The organism is Virgibacillus sp. L01 (assembly GCF_052246775.1).
In the GTDB taxonomy this organism is placed as follows: domain Bacteria; phylum Bacillota; class Bacilli; order Bacillales; family Amphibacillaceae; genus Lentibacillus.
Window position 1 is genome coordinate 1 of sequence record NZ_JBQQCP010000002.1, and the last position, 20,205, is coordinate 20,205.

Here is a 20,205-nt window from a genome sequence, read left to right on the forward strand (position 1 = left end):
GTCTAACCAAAACGGTTAACCCATAAAAAGAAGTAAAAACGGCTTCTTGTATTAAGTATGCCCAAAAAAGGGAAAAACAGCTTGGGACTTGACAGTTTTGTTCATATCAGCGGAACGAGGATCCGAAACCAAGCTCAAACAGGGGAGTTTGGGGCGAATAGCGGAATGAGGATTCATATCAATCAGTAAACGGATCTTCATTCCGCTAATACTGGAAATCCGGGATATTTGCACATTACTCATTAAGAAGTATATGTACCGTACTTACTTGAAGCAGACTATTCAAGGTCAGGTTGATTTATACAAACAAAAAGCACCGTAAAATTACGGTGCAATTGAAGTAGGTAACGAACCCTGTTAAATTTTTTCTAATTGTAATTCTATAAATCTATTGCTGTAACCTCTTGAATCTCCTCCAGGGATTTTAACTCGTCTAATTCAGCTTGTTCCATATGTCTGTCAACTTTAAGCATCATAATTGCTTCTCCGCCGATGTCCACCCGGTCCACTTGCATTGTTGCAATATTGATTTGATGCTCGGCAAGGATACTTCCCATTCTGCCGATAACACCTGGTTGGTCCTGGTGATAAATGACAACAATGTGATCCTCTGGTGTCACATCGACACTGTATTTATCCACTTTGACGATTCTTGGTCCTAAGCCATTTAATAGAGTTCCTGCTACGCTTCTTGTTTCTGTTGCTGTCTTTACTTCTACTGTCAGCAGGTTTGTAAAGCCTCTGGTACGGGATGTTTTGTTTTCGTTAATGTTAATTCCTTTTCTTTTTGCAAGGTAGATAGCATTCACATCGTTAACATGGTCGCCAAGATGGCGAGTCAGCAGCCCTTTTACTGTATTTCGTGTTAATGGTGCAACTTCCACTTCAGATAAATCGCCAGCATAATAGATGTTTACTTCTTCAACAACCTCGTCAGTTAAGTGAATGAGGAATGAACCGAGTTTTTCTGCTAAGTTGAAGTAAGGCTCGATTTTGCTCATAATTTCATTTGGAACGGATGGCAGGTTAACTGGATTTCTGACTAAATCTCCCGTTAAAAAGCCGATAACATCCTGGCAGACATCGATAGCAACATTTTCCTGTGCTTCGACTGTGCTAGCCCCAAGGTGTGGTGTAGCAAATACTTCGGGTAACTCTAAGAGCTTATTATCATGGAACGGTTCTTCTTCAAAAACGTCCAGTGCGGCACCAGCTACTTTTTTATTAACAATAGCGTCATATAAAGCTTCTTCGTCAATAATTCCACCACGGGCACAGTTAACAATTTGCACTCCAGGCTTCATTTGCTGGAACGCTTCAGCATTAATTAAATGCTTTGTCTCCTTTAACAAAGGTGTATGTACGGTGATGAAGTCTGCTTCTTTTAAAACATCTTCAATTGACCCGTAGCGAATTCCCATTTTATCTGCTTTTTCCTCAGTTAAAAATGGATCATATGCCATAACGTCCATCCGTTGACCTTTGGCTCTGGAAGCAACTTCTGTACCAATCCTGCCAAGCCCGACGACCCCTAGTGTTTTATTCTTTAGCTCGACACCGACATACTTTTTCCGGTCCCATTGATGATTTTTAAGTGCATAATAGGCTTGCGGGATTTTTCTGGATAACGACATTATCATAGCCATCGTATGCTCGGCAGCAGAATTGGTATTCCCATTCGGAGCGTTGACAACGATAACACCATTTTCCGTTGCTGCATCAAGGTCAATATTATCAACGCCGACACCTGCACGACCGATAATTTTCAGGTTCTTAGCCTTCTGGATGATATTGCGTGTTACTTGTGTTTGACTTCTTACTAGCAAGGCATCGAAATCACCAATTTTACTCTCTAATTCTTCTGGTGATAGATTTGTTTCAATTACAAGATTGATATTTTCCGCTTCACGGAGAGGCTGTAAACCTTCCTCGCTTAGTGGATCTGCAATTAATATATTAAATGACATGTTAAAACCCCTAACCTAAGTATATTTCTTGTGCAGCTTGTGTTCCTTTACCTAGTTCAATGTCTTTACCTATTTTTCGTAAGCTGATTTCTACTAGACTAATTGTTTGCAGAACGTCTGCTGGAGAGCAGTAGCCCATATGGCCAATCCGGAAGATTTCATTTTTCATATGCTGCTGGCCACCTGCAACAGCTAAGCTGAATTCTTCTTTAAGAACATTTCGCAATGCCTCCGTTTCAAAATCAGCGGGTTTAACCGCTGTTACGGTAGGGGAAGCTGCGTCATCACTCGTTAAAAGAGGGATATCCAGGGCACGGAATGCGGCTCTGGTCATTTCCATCATTAACCGGTGTCGTTCGTGAATTTGTTCCAGGCCTTCTTCATTCATGAGCGTTAAAACCTGTTCAAGCCCTAATAAAAGTGATAAGGCAGGGGTGAATGGTGTTGAATCCTTCTCCAGGTTGTCACGGTATTTTTTCAGGTCTAAGTAGAAGCTTGGCTGCTCATTCTGCTCGATTGTTTTCCATGCGCGATCACTTGCAGCTATAAATGTTAGACCAGCAGGAAGCATCATTGCTTTTTGAGAGCCTGTTACCAATAGGTCGATTCCCCATTCATCCATTTTGCATTCAACGCCGCCAATGCAGGACACTCCATCTACAATGAATAATGCATCTGAATGTGAATGTACTACTTGGGCAAGTTCTTGTACTGGATTAAGGACACCTGTGGATGTCTCGCAAAATGTGGCAAACACAGCTTTTATCGCTGGATATTTTGTAAGGTATTCCTTAATAGCGCCAGGTGTAACGGCTTCACCCCATTCAACATCGTAATGATGCGTTTTTATTTGATAAGCATCAGTAATTTTGACGAAACGTTCACCAAAAGCGCCGGTTGCGATGACTAGCACTTCATCCCCGGTGCTAACCGTATTGACAACTGCTGCTTCTAAACCTGCTGTTCCGCTTCCGGTGATAATCGCAACATCTTGTTCGGTTCCAAAGATGGGTTTTAGTTTTGGTTTAATCTTTTTGAGTAATTCCTTGGTTTCCTGGCCCCGATGTCCAATCATTGGCTGGCTCATGGCACGCTGTACGCTTGGGGGGATTGGAGTTGGTCCGGGAATTCTTAATAATTGCTGATCTGTTAACATCAATTTTCTCCTTCCTGTAGCTGGAAATTATAGTGATTTTCTTTTGCAAACTCTCCTTTATCGTATGTACGTTCAACAAAGGTCACTTCATTATTATTGTCTACTAGCAAAGCAGTGGAGGAGCGGGTGCCATATTCAGGTGTCTTAATGAATAATGGTGAGAGTTTTCGTTCGAGGTCTAATCCTACACCTGTTTCCGGTAAGTGTTTATCCTGTGCTTCTTCAGCATCAGAAATGATCTCAAACAACTTATCTGTTTGGACTGTTTCTTGACTCATTGTATATTTATGTAAATTAGTCTTTCCTTTTGTGACTTTCGGCCATGGTGTATTTAAATAATGATTGCTAAGTCCATGTGTACCTGGATTGATTTCTTTAACTTCATCTTGTATGTTATTGTAATATAAAATTTGCTCTGTGTCTCCAATAATTATATTAAATCCTGCATAATTATGCTTATTTACCTTTAATGACTCCAGAAAATTTTGTGGCGTTGTATCTTCCGCTAAATAGCTCCTGACTATGTCACCACGTGATTGCTCACCAGTAGCTGGTTGTTCAGGGTCGCGGTAATTCGTTAATGCTGCAAATCTTCCTTGTTTTGTGATGCCAAGCCATGTCCCCTTCTGGACTAAATCACGTCCAGCCAGAATGTTCGGTTCATCATCCCAAAAGCGAGCTTGCGCCGTTGGTCTACCGTAAAACTCATCCCTATTTGCCGCAACTATTAATTTATAGTTTGGATGCTCATGAAATTGAAAATTGATTAAGCACATCGCAGAATCGCTCCTTTTTTATTCATTATACGTAAAAAAGGATGTTTAGCAATAAAAAAAGTTTAAGCGAACAGCACTAGGTACTGTTCGCTTAACCGCTGTTAACTATTACGATGAATGACCTCTTCCTTTAAGGTGACGGTGTCGCTGGTTGGGTCATTTCCCATTTTTAATTCATCATCAGCTATCACCAAAATCTCACCGGATTCAATAGCATCCACATATATTGATGCTTGTTTGTCAGATACACCGAGTTGCACTAATTTTTCATGTATATTAAGGCCTGAATCTTGAGAATTAAGGATTACTTTCTTTATTTTATCTGTAAAAGAATCGTTCCTATCATCTTCTGTTGCATTGTTTTCCACGTAGACATCCGTACGTTCTTCCAGTTCATCTGTATTTTCCTTATTTGTAAAGACGGTAATATTTTCTGCTTTAAGACCTTTCAGTTCCAATACCGACACCTTCTTGATAGCATCCTCCTTTGAGTGAAATGGTCCAAAAATTTCATTAGCCATTACCAAAGCCTCCTATTAGAAAATATAATTCTTCTTTGGCAGTTAAGAAAGTATAAATCCTTTCTTACTGCATAAGTGCAACTAAGGCTTATCTATATAAAGGCTTGGAGATAAGCCACGTTTTCTAATCTATACCCATGATATTAAACTTCAAAACTGGATGAATTTTAAAAAAGTGGTAGAATAATAGCACGTCAACGTATAGAATAGCTGCATCAAGGGGGATTCAATTGCATATTGCTTTTAAATTAATTAGCAAAATATTTAGTCATATAGTTAAAAAGAAACATAGCGACGAAGATAAGTTTAAGTATAAATGAATTGGAGTGTCACTATTAGAGGGGGAATTTTTATGGATTATGCGTTTGAAATTATGACGCAGGAACAGGCAGAAGATATTGCATATAACTGGCATTATGATGGGATATATTCTTTTTATGATATGGAGGCTGATGAGGAGGATCTTGCTGCATTTTTAGACGCAAATAAACGAAATTATACATATGTTGTTACTAAAGACAGTGAAGTTGTCGGCTTTTTTAGTTTTAATAGAACTGAAAACAACACCATAGATATTGGACTGGGAATGAGGCCAGATTTAACTGGCGGCGGAAGTGGGTCGGAATTTATCAAGGCAGGTATGGAGTTTGCTAAATCAACCTATTCACCTGATAAAATAACACTATCAGTAGCAACATTTAATCAAAGAGCGATAAAAGTCTATCGAAAAATTGGGTTTAAAGATGTCGAAACATTTATGCAGGATACAAATTGCAGCAGCTTTGAATTTTTGAAAATGGTTTATTACTGCTGATATTTTGCGTGGAAAAGGGGATATGTATGGAACTACTATTAAGGAACGGAAAAACAGTTAATGTTCGGGAATACACGGAAAGTGATTTTATAAATATTCAAAGGTTAAATAAAAACGAAGGCTGGACAAATCTTGTAGAGAAAAAAGATGATACAAAGCAAGCGTGGGACCATTCGAATATTGCATTTGTTGTAATCGATAAAGGGGAATTTGTAGGGTATATTCGAGGAATTACAGATAAGTTTATAACTCTATTTATTTCTGAATTAGTGGTTAGTAACGACTATCGCGGGTTAGGAGTTGGACAAGGGTTACTTAAATATGTACATAGCCTATATCCCAAAACAAGAATAGAGATGCTTGCCACGAGTACATCCCGTACTTATTATGAAGAGCAAGGTTATCGGGCTTTCTATGGTTTCAGGAAAACGTTTGAAGAATGAACGGAGGATTACATATGAAAAAGTGGAAAACGTTAGATTCAGTGTATTTATTAAAGTCACCATTTGGAAATATAAGAAAAGATAAATGTAAGCTGCCAAATGGAATGGTGATAGATGATTATTATGTTAATGAATACGCTGATTGGGTTAATGCTATTGTGATTACGAAAGAAAATCAAATTGTACTTGTTGAACAATACAGACATGCTGTAGAGGATTTCTATTTGGAGGTTCCTGCCGGTAAAATAGAAGAAAACGAGTCATACGAGGAAGGATTACTCAGAGAGATTAGAGAAGAAACAGGATTTACTTCAAAGAAGAAACCTATTAAATTAGGAGAGTTTATGGTTAATCCTGCTACACAAAACAATAAGGTGGTAACGTATCTAATAATGGATGCCGTTAAAGAATTCGAGAAAGATTTAGATGATACCGAAGAGATAAATACTAAATTGATTGATTTTGAGGAAATGGGACATCTAATTACAACAAATCAGATAAAAACACAGCTGTTCACAGCAAATGCTTATTTTATGGCAAAGGTATTTTTATCTGGAGATAAAGTTTCAACTAGTCTAGCAAAATAACTTGTTCTGATACATCTTGGGGGGATTAGAAATGGTCGAAACAAAGAAAATTTTAGAATCATTTGTTTATCAGCTTGGAGATGATAATTTCAGAGGGTCCATTGAAACTCTAAAGAAGCTTGGAACTGGGGCGCGTAATACACCAAAATCACCTGTGAAAAATAAAGCAATAAAGTACGTTATTTCTACTGTTCAAGATAAATCACGATTAAAGGACATGGCTATTAAACTTTCTGAAGTTGATGATGCTACCGCAAAGGAAATCGCTGCCCATTTACTTACGTCTGTTTATGATGAATATCCTCGTCAGGTTCCAAATGTTTTAAGGTCACTTGCTAATGATGAAAATTGGGAAGTCAGAGAGTGGGTTGCTGGTGCTTGCGGAGAAATACTTACGAATCATTTTGAATTATTCTATGAAGATATAAAAAGTTGGACTCGTGACAACTCAGAGAATGTCAGACGCGCTGCTTCTATAGCTGCGATGTATGCAGGTAAAAAACGTAAAGAGGAATATGGAGAGCCATTGCTTGATATTGTGGAGTTATTGTTAACTGATAGTAGTACGTATGTAAAGAAAAATTTAGGGCAATTTGCAATCGGGGATGGTCTGCTAAGGTATTATCCATCAAAAGTTTTGAGAAGGTTAGATAAATGGATTGAGATAAGTGATGAAAATGCACGGTGGAATATAGCAAAGATTTTTTCATCAGCCGAGGGTATGAAATATATATGTGAAGCAGAAAGTATAATAAAAATACTTTTACACGATGAGCGGTATAAAGTAAAGAAGGCCATTGATTCAACATTAAATAAGGCTATAAAGAAGAACCCTGAATTAGTTAACGGATTAACTATAAACGTAAAACAATAACTATCTAATTTACTTTTGAATAACCACCTGAACGACATGCCCCAATCCGGTATGGCGGCTTCCTTCGTAACGTGTTGCTTCCCCATAATAAAAATGGATGCACTTGTATGGTTTGATCCAGCTGAGGATATCTGACGGATTATAAAGATGTTCTACAGTAGGAGGACCACCGGATTTATAATTAATTTGATTTTCTGAGTACACTTCAAACATAATCTGCCCGCCAGTTTTAACGGATTGAATTATATTTTCGATAAAAAATTGCTGATCTGGCTTTGGCATATGGCCAAATACCATAATAGCAGCATCGTATTGGCTGGAATCCACTTTTTCTTTTGTTAGATCCATAGCAGCAGTTTTGATGGATACATGATGCTGTTCTGCCAGTTTCTGCGCTTTTTCAATGCCAGCTGTTGACTGGTCGTACATTGTTACATGATGTCCAAGACTTGCTAAATAAACAGCATTACGGCCCTCACCTTCTGCAAAGCAACCAACATTTGATTGGGCCAGAATCTCTTTACTCATCTCTCTAATGAATTCATTTTCGGTTGTCCCGTACACATAACCTTCTTCTGAAAACCTGCTATCCCATTTATCCTTTGACATTTTGAGAAGACTCCTTATTGTTTCGGTTTATAAATAATGTACCATTTAAAACGTTGAATTCATAAGAATAAGATTGAGGGAGAGGACGTCGCTCATAAGCGTAGCGGAGTTTTCTAATGCGGGGGCAACAAAAGAATAGTTTCCTATAATCTAAAAATACAGTATAATTAAGAAGTCCTATTAAACACCCATAATTTCTACGTAAAGCCCTGTTGTAAGAAAACCTTTTATTTGCCCCGGAAGTAAGTCTTTAACCAACCCAATCATAGAAAAAATCACCTTGTCTACTCAAATAAAAATATAATACCGGAAAGGAAAGTGAACGATGCCAGGATTCGAACAAAAGTATGAGGAATGGATTCAAGTACAAATTACCGAGGAGAAGAACCATAGGAGACGTGAACTTCTGAAAAAGGGTTTAGGTCACGGTACGGTTCAATTTCTTCGTTCAATTTGGTTTCCGACTGTGGGAAATTTTAATCATTTATACCCTGAATGGGAAGTGCGGGATTTCAACAATGGTTTCCGTTATCTTGACCTCGCTTACAGACCAGGACATGATGCGAAGGGATGTATTGAAATTCAAGGGTATGGCCCTCATGCGAGAGACCTCGATGTTAGGCGATTTAAGGATTTATGCTGGCGACACTCATTATTAGCCCTCGATGGATGGACCCTCTTACCAATCGCATATTTATCGATTCAGGACGAACCTCAACGCTGCCAACAGCTTGTTCTTGCATTTATTGGCAAATTCACCTCCACTGAAGTTTCAACTGAATTATCTTGGCTCGAGGCGGAGGTTGTGCGTTATGCACGACGGTTGCTAAGGTATTTTACTCCAGTTGAACTTGCTCACCATCTTCACATCAGCGATCGCCATGCTCGAAAAATTTTACATAGACTAGTAGAACAGCAGATATTAATTGTTGCAAGTGGCAAAGAACGCGCCCGAACCTATAAAATAAGACGATAATTATGTGACTAGTTGTAGTTGCAGTGACTTGGTTCTGAGACAGGACTACCATGCGGATCCTCATTCCGCTATTCACCTCAAATAATGACTTTTAGCATGTGATCCGGATCCTCGTTCCGCTATTTGCCCTTTTCACCATCATTCACCCATCTTTTTGGGCTAATAACGGAATGAGGATTCACTTCAGTATCTTTTGAGCAGCTTTTGTAACATATAACGGAATAAGGATCCGCCACGATTACTTACCAGAACTGGGCGGATCCTCATTCCGCTATTCACCTCAAATAATGACTTTTAGCATGTGATCCGGATCCTCGTTCCGCTATTCGTCCTTTCAGCCATCATTTACCCATCTTTTTGGACTAATAACGGAATGAGGATTCACTTCAGTATCTTTTGAGCAGCTTTTGTAACATATAACGGAATAAGGATCCGCCACGATTACTTACCAGAACTGGGCGGATCCATATTCCGTTATCGCCAAAGATGGAGAATAGCTGACTCGAGCCGCTGACCTTAGACTACCAGCATAATGCCCTCCATCCCGAGCCACCGCCCCGATGCCCCCAATCAACTAGTTACTAGTATAATGTCTATTGAAGGTTTGGAAAAGCTGTTCGAATTGGTCTAGGATTGCTAGTGCTATGAGTCCGTTTCCTTCTGCAGATTTTGGATAGCCCAGAGGTACAGTACGTCTAACAAGCTGGGCATAAATTTCTGTTTCGGATAAACGTCTGTCAAATTGCTTTTCTGCAATGTTGATAACTAAGGCAAGCGCGCCAGATATATGTGGTGTAGCCATGGATGTGCCTGATAACCGGGCATACTTGCTATCAGTATAAGTAGATAATATTTTGACTCCTGGAGCGACAAGGTCGATTTCATCATTGGTATTGCTGAATGGTGCAATTTCTCTGTTAAAGTTAATGGCTCCAACTTGTGTTACTTCGTTGTAAGCCCCGGGGTATGCGAACTCATCAGTCGCTGGTCTGCCATCACCTGCATTACCGGCGGCGCATACTACTGGGATGCCGGAATCAACTGCTTGTTTAACAGATTCATAAAGTTCGGGTACATCCTTTGGTCCCCCGAGTGACATGGATATAACTCTTACTTTTTCACCATTAGATCCTTCCCAATTCACGGCATAATTTATCCCGTCGATAATCCATTGATAATCCCCACTGCCTTCTCCACTTAAAACTTTTATAATCAAAAGCTTGGCATTTGGAGCGACACCAGAAATTCCTTCTTCTCGAGCAGATGAGGCGGCAATTGTTCCTGCTACATGTGTGCCGTGCCCGTTATTGTCATTGTAATTATCTTTATCCCCGCTGTAATCGGAAGTGAAGTTCCTTCCATCAATTATTCGTTCTTTCAGGTTCGGGTGGTCTACTTGGCAGCCTGTATCGATAATTGCGACAACATTTCCGTGGCCTTTCTCAGCTTCCTCCCAGGCATCAGGCGCTTGTATCATGGAAACACCTTCTGGGATATCGGTCGCCGTGTCGTTAATTTCCTCGATCTGATAAGGAATCAAGTGAATTTTTCCCATCGTTTATTCCCTCCTTGTCTTATTCAATATATATACCTCTTTTTAATAATCTAAAACGATTAGATTGACCTATATTCATTATGCTATAAGTAGGGAAATTGGATGAGTATTGTATATTCCTTTCAGTCTTTTATTAGTTGTGTTAGAGTATAATGTTGTTCGTAAATAATGATCTTGAAATAAAAATTAATTTTAGGGGCAACAAAGTTTAATATAAAGAAAGAAGGAAGAAAGATAATGGCAGAAAGTCAGGGATCATCACAATCAGGAGAAAAAATTAATAAAGTACCACTCATGCTAGTATTAATATCAGGGGCTTTTGCTGCCATTCTAAACCAAACTCTATTAGCTACAGCATTACCTCATATAATGAAGGATCTGCAACTGGACTATAATACTGCCCAGTGGTTGCAGTCCATTTTTATGCTAGTTAATGGCATCATGATACCAATTACAGCTTTTCTAATTCAACGCTATACGACAAGAGGACTGTTTTTAACAGCAATGGGGATATTTGGTGTAGGTACAATAATTTGTGCTATAGCACCGAACTTTGCAGTATTAATGGTTGGGCGAATTGCCCAGGCAGGTGGTGCTGGTATTATAATGCCACTTATGCAGACGATCCTATTTCTTATTTTTCCTGTTGAAAAACGGGGGACAGCGATGGGGATGTTTGGATTAGTGATAGCATTTGCACCAGCGATAGGCCCGACTCTATCGGGTTATCTAGTGGAAAACTTTCCATGGAGAAGCTTATTCTATGTAATTTTACCAATAATCATTATCGATATTATTGTTGCTTATTTCATTCTTAAAAATGTGACGAAGCAGACATTTCCAAAGGTTGATATCGTATCAATAGTCCTTTCAACATTAGGATTTGGCGGATTGCTATTTGGATTTAGTACAGCCGGCAGTGGAGGCTGGACCAGTAATGAGGTAATTATCTCAATGGTTGTTGGTGCTATTGCCCTTACACTGTTTATTCTTAGACAATTCAAACTGGAACAGCCAATACTTGAGTTCCGGATATTTAAACACAAAATGTTCACCTTAACAACGGGGCTTGGCATGATTGTGTTTATGGCAATGATTGGATCGGCAGTAGTTTTACCATTACTAATGCAGGACATGCTGGGCTATACAGCATTTGAGTCAGGGTTAATGCTGTTGCCGGGTGCTGTTTTAATGGGATTAATGAACCCGATTACCGGGCGGTTGTTTGATAAGTTTGGTGCTAGATGGCTGGCGATTATAGGATTGTTCATTCTTACAGTTACGACGTTCATGTTCACCAATTTAACAACCGAAACCACATTCACCTACCTGGCTGTAGTAAATGCTGTGCGAATGTTTGGTGTTGCAATGGTCATGATGCCAGTAACAACTGCTGGTTTAAATCAGATCCCAACAGACGTCATACCGCATGGTACGGCAATGAATAATACAATGCGACAAATAGCAGGTGCAGTTGGAACAGCCTTGCTTATTTCAGTTATGACCAATAATACTATTCCTGATGAAGGTATCCCAGGCCTTATTCATGGTGTAAATGTGTCATTTATTGTTGCTGGATTTATTTCTATCGTAGGTTTTGGCTTATCATTCTTTATCAAAAATTCACGACCCGGAGTTGTAGATTAATTTAATAAAGTGAAGTGCGTTATATTAATAAAGACCATCAAATCTTAAGCTGATTTGATGGTCTTTTTAATGGTATTTCGTAAAAACTGATTTAGTGAATTCAGAATATTTGTGGTAAAATAACTCCAGAGATTGCGAATAACATTGCGTTTGTTATATCAGATCCTGGTTTTGGGGTTGGTTAAATAAGGTGATTTCAAGTCTGTCTCCGTTCATTGCAGAACAGAAAGGGTGATTTTAATGCCATTCGAAAGTGAGATTATTTCTTATACTGTTTTTCCACTGGGATTGGCTTTGTTCATTATTTCTTTCATTGGACTTAGGAAGGCGAAAAGAAATGCTTTTCTTGGCAGATAAGAAAGTATAACTACTTTCTTACTGCATAAGTGCAACTAAGGCAATTCGCCCAAAGGCTTGCACTCCAGAGTATAAGGGGTTCTAAGAAAGCAAAATACGCTTTCATAAGAATCCCTTTAACGAATGCCAAGTTTTCTAATCATAGGAACTATATTCTTTCTGATAAGCATGTACCTCTTGAGGTCATTACTTTTCCAAATACCTGAAGTGGATGATGTTATGATTTCAGAGCATAACACGTTCGACTTTGATCTATTCCTGATTCAATTCTGTTTGTTTATAATTTCCTATATTTTTTATATACTAACAGACGTTCTATTGAGACATCGATAATCAATCTAAATAAGACATCCCGTAGTTTGCAAAATTATTAATTATAACCGCCATTTCTTTCGGGGACTGGTCCATTTCATTTTCAATCCAATCCTTAATAACATTTATGGCTCCACTTACAACGAATGTACTTAGGTACCTTGATTTTACCACATCTATATGATTGACAGTCATCCAATTCTTCATCATAAACCGTTGAGCGATGTTCATCAGCCGCTGCTCAAAAGTGGGGTCACCATTTTTCATTAATAATGTTTGGAACATAAATTTATTATTTGTAATGTATTCTAATAATTTTTGAGTCATCTTTTGTGACTCTTCTTCAATTGTAAAGCTGTAACTGCTTAGATACTTAATCATATCCTCCGAAATTTCCGCTTCTATTTTATCCAGTAAATCGTAGTGATCTGCATAGTGTGTGTAAAAAGTTGAACGATTTATATCTGCCATTTCACAAATTTCCTTTACGGTTATGGCAGATATAGGTTTTTCGGCCAGTAATGCAATAAGACTTTCCTTTAATATTTTGCGGGTGTATTTTTTACGCCGGTCTAATTTCTGACTCAATATGAATCTCCTCCTTAAAAGTATAACTACTTTCGTATGTTTTTCTAATGGAAATCCAACACAATTTAATAATGTGTTGAATAGCTGACGGTATTTATAAAACTGTTTGTTGATTATCCAACACAGTGTCTATTACAATGATAAAGTGTGTTAAGGTACTATTGCAAGAAAGGATGAAGTCCTATTGACCAATCAGCAAGAATTATCAAACATAAAAAACCCATTGTGATCACATTTATCATCATTGCGCTAGTTAGTACAATTGCGCAATTTGCTGTTTCAGTCAATTACAATATGGTTGATTATCTGCCAGATGATGCACCATCAATAGTGGCTATGGATTTAATGGAAAAAGAATTCGATGAGCCGATTGCGAATGCGAGGGTGATGGTTAGGGATGTCTCGATTACCGAAGCCTCAGCATTCAAAGATAAATTAGCAGCAATCGATGGTGTAACTTCAGTGACTTGGTTAGATGATGTTATGGATATAAAAACGCCAGTCGAAATGGCTAATCCGGATACTGTAGAATCTTATTATCAGGATAAATCAGCCTTATTTTCCATAAATATTCGTGAAGGTGAAGAAGTCGAAGCTACTGAAAAAATTTATAATTTGATTGGTGAGGGAAATGCCATTTCAGGTGAGGCAGTAGACACGGCGACATCACAAAAAATGGCTGGTAAAGAGTCTTTAAATGCAGCCTTATTATTGGTTCCAATCATTATCATCATTTTAATTCTATCCACTAGCTCCTGGATGGAACCGTTATTCTTTTTAACGGCTATAGGGGTTTCTGTAATCATTAATTTAGGTACAAATATTTTTATCGGCGAAATATCGTATGTTACTCAATCGGTGGCACCGATACTGCAGCTGGCAGTATCGCTGGATTATGCCATCTTTTTACTGCATAGTTTCTCCGATTATCGAAAGCAAGTTTTAGATCCGAAAGAAGCGATGCAACTAGCTATTAAACGATCATTTCCAGCTATTGCAGCGAGTGCATCAACAACGTTTTTCGGTTTTATGGCACTCACATTTATGGACTTTGGCATTGGAGCAGACCTAGGTCTTAACCTTGTGAAAGGAATTGTTCTGAGCTTTATTAGTGTCATCGTCTTCTTACCTGCTTTAACACTGATGTTTTACAAGTGGATTGATCGTACACAACACAGACCACTTGTCCCGAGTATTAAGAATATCGGGAAGCACGTAATGAAATTTAGGATTCCAAGTTTATTATTAGTTTTACTATTAATCGTGCCGGCATTTCTAGCACAATGCGAAACATCCTTTATATATGGTACAGGAGAACAGCCGGAGACAACACGTGCTGGTGCAGATGCAGCAGCTATACAGGAAGAATTTGGGGAAAACACGCCAATGGCCTTACTTGTTCCTAATGGTGATATGGCTCAGGAAGAAGAGCTCGTTCAACAGTTAGAGAACCTGCCTAATGTGTCGAGTGTAATTTCTTATGTGAATGTCGTCAGTTCGGCCATTCCCCCTGACTATTTAGAGGAATCGACGACGGAACAATTTTATTCAGAGAACTACACGCGAATCACACTGAACACTGATACAGGTTCGGAAGGGGAAGCAGCTTTTTCGCTAATTGAGAATGTTCGAGATACTGCTGAAACCTATTATGATGACACCCATCTACTCGGTGAGAGTGTAACGTTGTATGATATGAAAAGAATCGTTGAAGAAGATAACACAGTCGTGAATTTGCTAACGGTTATTGCAATTGCTATCGTGCTTTTAATTACATTCCGATCAATCTCCATACCTGCTGTTTTATTATTGACGATTCAATCTGCAGTTTGGTTTAACTTGTCGGTTCCATACTTTATGGATTCGTCGTTGGTGTATGTTGGTTATTTAATTATCAGTACGGTGCAACTTGCCGCGACAGTGGATTACGGCATCTTATTTACGGAGACATACCAAAACCTTCGTAAAGAAATGCCAGCAATGGAGGCAATTAAGAAAACGATCGATGATAAGATTTTTGCGATATTTATTTCCGCTTCGATCTTATCGAGTGTTGGATTTATTTTATCATTAACGTCTTCAAACCCAATTGTGTCTTCGATCGGTTTATTACTAGGCAGAGGTGCGTTACTCGCATTTGTTATGGTCGTATTTGTCCTGCCGGCTATGCTGGTTATTTTCGATCGAATAATTGAAAAAACAACACTAAGAGCAAACTTCTATAAAGGGAAAGGGAAATGATAATGAGATTTAAACGGATAACCGCTATATTTACGGTATGTCTTCTTATGATCCCAACTCATTTGGTATCAGCTGCGACAAATGAATCTTCCGCAGATGGATCGTATTCAGAGAAGAGTGAAGTCGTATATGCCACACTAAATGCCAATGGTGATCAGAAAGAGATGTACGTCGTCAACAGCTTTACGGTTGATAAGCCTGGAAAAATGGTTGACTTTGGACCATATAACAGTGTTGAAAATTTAACTAATTTAACAAATATGAAACTAAACGATAATCAAGTATCGTTTAAAGCAACAGAAGATGAGTTTTATTATCAGGGAAATATTAAGAACAAAGCCTTACCATGGGATATCAATGTTTCCTATAAATTGAACGGTGAAACTGTGTCACCTGATGAACTGTTAGGCAAAGATGGCCAGTTTGAAATTCATATTGATACAAAGGCAAATCAAAAGGCCAATTCCAATTTTTTCGAGAATTATATGTTACAGATATCACTCCCTTTAAATTCGGAAATCTATCAAAATATCAAAGCTGAAAATGGCACGATTGCCAATGCAGGGAAAAATAAACAGGTCACCTTTACTGTTATGCCGGAAAAAGAAGAAAGCTTTGTGGTAAAGGCTGATGTAAAAGATTTAGAAATGGAAAGTATTGAAATTTCGGCAGTAACATCATCTATGTCCATTGAATCGCCAGACGCTGGAGACATGACCAAAGATATGAAGTCCCTGTCAGATGCAACAGAAGAAATAAATGCAGGCGTTGGTGAACTGAATGAAGGGATAGCCGAATTAAATAATGGCGCCGCAAGCTTACAGGAAGGTTCTGCATCGTATAAAAATGGAATTAATAAACTCGCTAATCGATCCTCTGAACTTATTAAAGGTTCTAAGGAAATTGATAAGGCCTTGGAAGAAATGAGTCAGTCAGTAGGAAGCGGTTCTAATAAGTCGAATGTAAGTGAATTAAAGAAATTACAAAAAGGGCTCACTGAAATTGCAAATGGCTTAGGGGAAACGAAGAAAGGTTTGTCTGATTTAAAGGAACAATATGCTAAAGCTTATGATGCCCTGGATAAATCGATGGCAGCGATTCCTGCGAGTGATATTTCTGATGAGGAAATAAAGAAATTAAAGGCTAGCAATGCAGATCCTCAGGTTATTGAAAAACTGATTAAAACTCATAAAGCAGCGGGTACAGCGAAAAGTACCTATTTCAGTGTCAAAAAAGCCTTCAAAGCCGTGAACCCAACATTAGATGGAGTGATAGGATCACTGCAAACAATGAAAACAAAAGTTGAAACGATGGCAGATAATTTGGGCAAGAGCTTAGAAAATATGAATGTCGATGAATCGATGAAAAAATTACAGCAAGGTTTAAGCAAGCTATCATCCAATTATCAATCGTTCCATTCTGGGTTGGTTGACTATACTGGTGGCGTATCCGAAGTATCAAAATCATACGGCGATCTGCATGGAGGCATCACAGACCTGACAGATGGAACAAGTGAATTGGAAAATGGCGTGAATGACCTTCATGAAGGTACAACTGAGTTAGCTGAATCAACAAACGATTTACCTGATCAAATGCAAACTGAAATCGATCAAATGATTAATGAATACGATAAATCCGATTTTAATCCCGTTTCATTTGTTTCATCGAAAAATAAAAAGGTCAATTCCGTACAATTTGTCATTAAAACAGAAAGTATAAAAAAAGATGGTGACAAGCAAGAAACACAAGAACAGAAAGAAGAGAAAAAAGGATTCTGGGACCGGTTATTCGATTTATTTAGATAAGAGCATCTGGGAAAGTACTAGGTGAAAGTGCGAAGAAGATTTACGGGTTCCGTTACCTATCGCTAATATTAATAATGTAATGTGAAGTGACCATCAATTTGTATACTGATTGATGGTTATTTTTTATTGGTAATTTGGAGTTTCAGTATAAGACCCATTGAAATTATAGTGTGACTTGTACACCAAATTGTTAGTAACAATGGCTAGTGCAAATCTACATTCCGTCCTACAAATTCATATACATAAATTTACTAATAAGCTTGTGAGTTGTTTTAGTTTTTACTTGATTTTACGAGGTATTCTGAATATTTGTGTTAAAATAAATACAGATATTGTGAACGGTTATACTTACTTGCTAACTGGAGGATAATTCAAATGTAGAAAGATCAGTAATCGTAAATAAATATATGATTTTATGCAGGGAAGTAAGTTTGTTGGAAATTTCAATCATTTTTATTATAGGGGTTGTGTTCTTAGCCGTTGGTATTATTGATTTTTTCATTCGTTCTAAACTGTATTGGTTAATTAGATTTATCATTAGATTTATCATTATATTTATTGGTATAGGATTTATTTTGTACGCTTTATTAAGGCTTATTGGATAGGGAGAGATTTTTTATGGGAGTCACAAAACCAAATAATGAATTTACAAAAATTCAACAAAAGGCAGTTAACCTGGTGCAAGAGGAAAGTTTTACAGAAGCGGCTATGCTTTTAGAAAAGGCTAAGGAACAATTTCCAGAGAAACTAGATCGATTAGGGCATTGGAAAGCTGGTATTTGTATGTTGCAAGGAAACAACGATAAAGCAATATCAGAACTATGCGAAGTATTAGATCAAGGATTTTGGTGGAATCCAGAACTGCTAACGAATGACGCTGAGTTACAACCACTCAAAGAAAAGGTAGAATTTCAAAAAGTTTTAGAACTGTGCAACGAGAAATATGAAGCAGAAAAGAAAAATGCCAAAGCTTCATTGCAAGTGGTGGGTAACCCTCAAGCTAACACTTCTATTTTTGCATTACACTGGAAAGGTTCAAACGCCAAAGATTTCACTGAACAGTGGAGTGAATCAGCCATTTTATCAAAATATTTATTGGGATTTCCCCAATCTTCTCAGTTGTTTAGTTATGAGTGTTATTCCTGGGATAATCAAGATGTTGCAGAAAAAGATGTTACTGATACATTCAATCAATTTAAGAGAAAATACGACCTTGCAGCAAAAGAGAATATAATAGCAGGAGCATCGCAGGGAGGTAAGACAGCAATTGAGCTAAGTTTTAAGAATAATATAGCAAAATTTAAAGGATTTATAGCAATAGTTCCTTCATTTGAAAATTCAGAAGAAATAGAAGAAATCCTGCAATTAAATAGTGAAATAAATGTAAGAGGTTGTGTTATCACAGGAGATAAAGATCCGTTTTATGATAAGACTCTAAAAACAGTGGATATCTTAAGAGAAAATGGGGTTCCTTGTAAGTTAATTGTTAAAAAAGGTATGGGACATAGTTTGCCTGATGACTTAACTAATCAACTTATTGAAGCAGTAGAATTTATTTCAGAAAAGCAGTAAAGCCATATTGGGGTGTGGCTAACCGATTTTCTCCATCAATAATTGGAATATTATGCTGGATCTTGAGATAAGTGAAATTAGTTGATATTTAGTCAGAAGCAGATCAGGGAGAGATTACAATTGGATTTAGGTAAACCAATAGCAAAAGGGAATACAGCAATTATATACCTTTGGGAAAATAAGATTATCAAAATATTTAACGACTATTTACCGAAATCAGAATCTCTTTATGAAGCAAATAAGCAGAAATTTGCTTATTCGTGCGGACTGTTTGTGCCTGAAATATTCGATGTCACACAAATTGATGGGAAGCAAGCCATCATTATGGAATATATTAAAGGGAGTACAATAGGTGATATCCTATTTAAGAATAGGCAGGAAGCAGAGTATTACATGAAACTATCCATTGAAATACAACAAAAAATTCATATAATTACTGCTGATGGTCCACTTGAGCCGATGGCTGGAAAATTAAGGCGTCAAATTGATTTGGCTCCAGAATTAGACGAAAGACATAAGTCTACATTAATACACAAATTGGATTCAATGGCATATGAGAAGAGGCTTTGTCATGGAGACTTCCATCTTTTTAATTTGATTATGTTAGATAATAAAGTGGCAATTATAGACTGGGTTGATTCCAGTGCAGGAGACATTCGTGCGGACATATATCGTACGTATCTTTTGTACTCACAGTTTTCAATGGAGTTAGCGGAAATGTATTTGCGACTGTATTGTGAGAAAAGCGATTTGTCAAAAGAAGAAATTTTCCAGTGGGCTCCAATTATTGCCGGAGCAAGATTATCTGAAAACGTGTCTTCAGAAGAATCGGAACAGCTTATGGATATAATCAGTTATTACTGTCCTCTTCAATAACGGAACAGAATATGAAATAAAATATGGTTGGGGGTAATTTGTATATGGATGCAGTATTTGAAACGGACAAGGCAGTATTTAATTATCGTGTAGCTGGTGTTTGGATCCAGGATGGTCATGTTCTTTTACACAAAAGTGTAACTGATAATCATTGGGCTCTTCCTGGTGGGAGAGTGGAAATCACAGAAGAATCTCAGAAAGGTCTAAATAGGGAATTCCAAGAGGAACTGGGGATTGATGTTAAAGTAGAAAGGTTGCTTTGGTCAGTTGAGAATTTTTTTAAATTTAATGGAAATGACTTTCATGAAATAGGATTTTACTATCAGGTGTCATTTAAGGATGATTATAAACTTAGTACGGAAGAATTCTACGGAATAGAGGTTGGTCATTTAGTATATAAATGGTTTCCGATAGATGACCTTGATGAACTCTCTTTACAACCCGAATTCTTAAAGGAAGAAATAAAAGATATCCCAATGAACCCGAAACATATTGTGGTTAAAGGGTGAAGCTAATACAGGCTATTTAA

General features: G+C 37.8%; 18 protein-coding genes. 11 read left to right on the forward strand and 7 right to left on the reverse strand.

Annotated elements, in window-relative coordinates; all coding sequences use genetic code 11:
• Positions 1–380: 380 nt before the first annotated feature.
• From serA to ACTWQM_RS05055, 4 genes are all read right to left on the reverse strand, one after another.
• On the reverse strand, positions 381–1,967 hold the full coding sequence (serA, locus tag ACTWQM_RS05040; RefSeq protein ID WP_443257098.1) for a phosphoglycerate dehydrogenase: 1,587 nt from the start codon (positions 1,965–1,967) through the stop codon (positions 381–383).
• A 10-nt stretch (positions 1,968–1,977) separates the two neighbouring features.
• Positions 1,978–3,123: a pyridoxal-phosphate-dependent aminotransferase family protein gene (locus tag ACTWQM_RS05045; RefSeq protein WP_443257099.1), complete on the reverse strand. Its 1,146-nt coding sequence runs from the start codon at positions 3,121–3,123 to the stop codon at positions 1,978–1,980.
• The gene (locus ACTWQM_RS05050) at positions 3,123–3,899 is read right to left on the reverse strand and encodes an NRDE family protein (RefSeq protein WP_443257100.1); all 777 of its coding nucleotides are present in this window, start codon (positions 3,897–3,899) and stop codon (positions 3,123–3,125) included. The genes ACTWQM_RS05045 and ACTWQM_RS05050 overlap by 1 nt, the downstream gene beginning before the upstream one ends.
• 101 nt (positions 3,900–4,000) lie before the next feature.
• Positions 4,001–4,420 carry a general stress protein gene (locus ACTWQM_RS05055; protein WP_443257101.1) on the reverse strand — a complete coding sequence of 140 codons (420 nt, stop codon included), beginning with the start codon at positions 4,418–4,420 and terminating at the stop codon, positions 4,001–4,003.
• Between the two features lie 352 nt (positions 4,421–4,772).
• Here ACTWQM_RS05055 and ACTWQM_RS05060 point away from each other — a divergent pair, with 352 nt between their 5' ends.
• From ACTWQM_RS05060 to ACTWQM_RS05075, 4 genes are read left to right on the forward strand one after another with little or no spacing between them, the layout of a single operon-like run.
• On the forward strand, positions 4,773–5,234 hold the full coding sequence (locus tag ACTWQM_RS05060) for a GNAT family N-acetyltransferase (protein ID WP_443257102.1): 462 nt from the start codon (positions 4,773–4,775) through the stop codon (positions 5,232–5,234).
• Positions 5,235–5,260: 26 nt separating this feature from the next.
• Entirely contained in the window at positions 5,261–5,677 is a 417-nt protein-coding gene (locus ACTWQM_RS05065; RefSeq protein ID WP_443257103.1) for a GNAT family N-acetyltransferase, read from the forward strand.
• A 14-nt stretch (positions 5,678–5,691) separates the two neighbouring features.
• Complete coding sequence (locus ACTWQM_RS05070; protein WP_443257104.1) at positions 5,692–6,264, forward strand: NUDIX hydrolase; 573 nt, start codon at positions 5,692–5,694, stop codon at positions 6,262–6,264.
• A gap of 31 nt (positions 6,265–6,295) precedes the next feature.
• A complete protein-coding gene (locus ACTWQM_RS05075; RefSeq protein ID WP_443257105.1) occupies positions 6,296–7,138 on the forward strand; it encodes a DNA alkylation repair protein in 843 nt (280 codons plus the stop codon).
• Positions 7,139–7,147: 9 nt separating this feature from the next.
• Here ACTWQM_RS05075 and ACTWQM_RS05080 read toward each other — a convergent pair whose 3' ends face one another.
• Positions 7,148–7,747 (reverse strand): class I SAM-dependent methyltransferase, encoded by a 600-nt coding sequence (locus tag ACTWQM_RS05080; RefSeq protein ID WP_443257106.1) that lies wholly within the window; start codon positions 7,745–7,747, stop codon positions 7,148–7,150.
• A 325-nt stretch (positions 7,748–8,072) separates the two neighbouring features.
• Between ACTWQM_RS05080 and ACTWQM_RS05085 the strand changes: the two genes are divergently transcribed.
• Positions 8,073–8,723, forward strand: coding sequence for a transcriptional regulator (locus ACTWQM_RS05085; RefSeq protein WP_443257107.1), 651 nt, complete (start codon positions 8,073–8,075; stop codon positions 8,721–8,723).
• 574 nt (positions 8,724–9,297) lie between these two features.
• Here ACTWQM_RS05085 and ACTWQM_RS05090 read toward each other — a convergent pair.
• A complete protein-coding gene (locus ACTWQM_RS05090; protein ID WP_443257108.1) occupies positions 9,298–10,278 on the reverse strand; it encodes a S8 family peptidase in 981 nt (326 codons plus the stop codon).
• Between the two features lie 237 nt (positions 10,279–10,515).
• On the opposite strand from ACTWQM_RS05090, the gene ACTWQM_RS05095 reads away from it, so the two are divergent.
• Entirely contained in the window at positions 10,516–11,925 is a 1,410-nt protein-coding gene (locus tag ACTWQM_RS05095; protein WP_443257109.1) for an MDR family MFS transporter, read from the forward strand.
• Positions 11,926–12,615: 690 nt separating this feature from the next.
• Here the strand turns inward: ACTWQM_RS05095 and ACTWQM_RS05100 are convergent.
• Positions 12,616–13,182, reverse strand: a complete 567-nt coding sequence (locus ACTWQM_RS05100; RefSeq protein WP_443257110.1) for a TetR/AcrR family transcriptional regulator — start codon at positions 13,180–13,182, stop codon at positions 12,616–12,618.
• Positions 13,183–13,476: 294 nt separating this feature from the next.
• Between ACTWQM_RS05100 and ACTWQM_RS05105 the strand changes: the two genes are divergently transcribed.
• The 5 genes from ACTWQM_RS05105 (at position 13,477) to ACTWQM_RS05125 (ending at position 20,185) form a co-directional block, all read left to right on the forward strand.
• Positions 13,477–15,423, forward strand: a complete 1,947-nt coding sequence (locus ACTWQM_RS05105; RefSeq protein WP_443257476.1) for an efflux RND transporter permease subunit — start codon at positions 13,477–13,479, stop codon at positions 15,421–15,423.
• A 2-nt stretch (positions 15,424–15,425) separates the two neighbouring features.
• A complete protein-coding gene (locus ACTWQM_RS05110) occupies positions 15,426–17,228 on the forward strand; it encodes a YhgE/Pip domain-containing protein (RefSeq protein ID WP_443257111.1) in 1,803 nt (600 codons plus the stop codon).
• Positions 17,229–17,846: 618 nt separating this feature from the next.
• Positions 17,847–18,800: an alpha/beta hydrolase gene (locus ACTWQM_RS05115; protein ID WP_443257112.1), complete on the forward strand. Its 954-nt coding sequence runs from the start codon at positions 17,847–17,849 to the stop codon at positions 18,798–18,800.
• Between the two features lie 120 nt (positions 18,801–18,920).
• Entirely contained in the window at positions 18,921–19,676 is a 756-nt protein-coding gene (locus tag ACTWQM_RS05120) for an aminoglycoside phosphotransferase family protein (protein WP_443257113.1), read from the forward strand.
• A 44-nt stretch (positions 19,677–19,720) separates the two neighbouring features.
• The gene (locus tag ACTWQM_RS05125; protein WP_443257114.1) at positions 19,721–20,185 is read left to right on the forward strand and encodes an NUDIX hydrolase; all 465 of its coding nucleotides are present in this window, start codon (positions 19,721–19,723) and stop codon (positions 20,183–20,185) included.
• Positions 20,186–20,205: the final 20 nt, after the last annotated feature.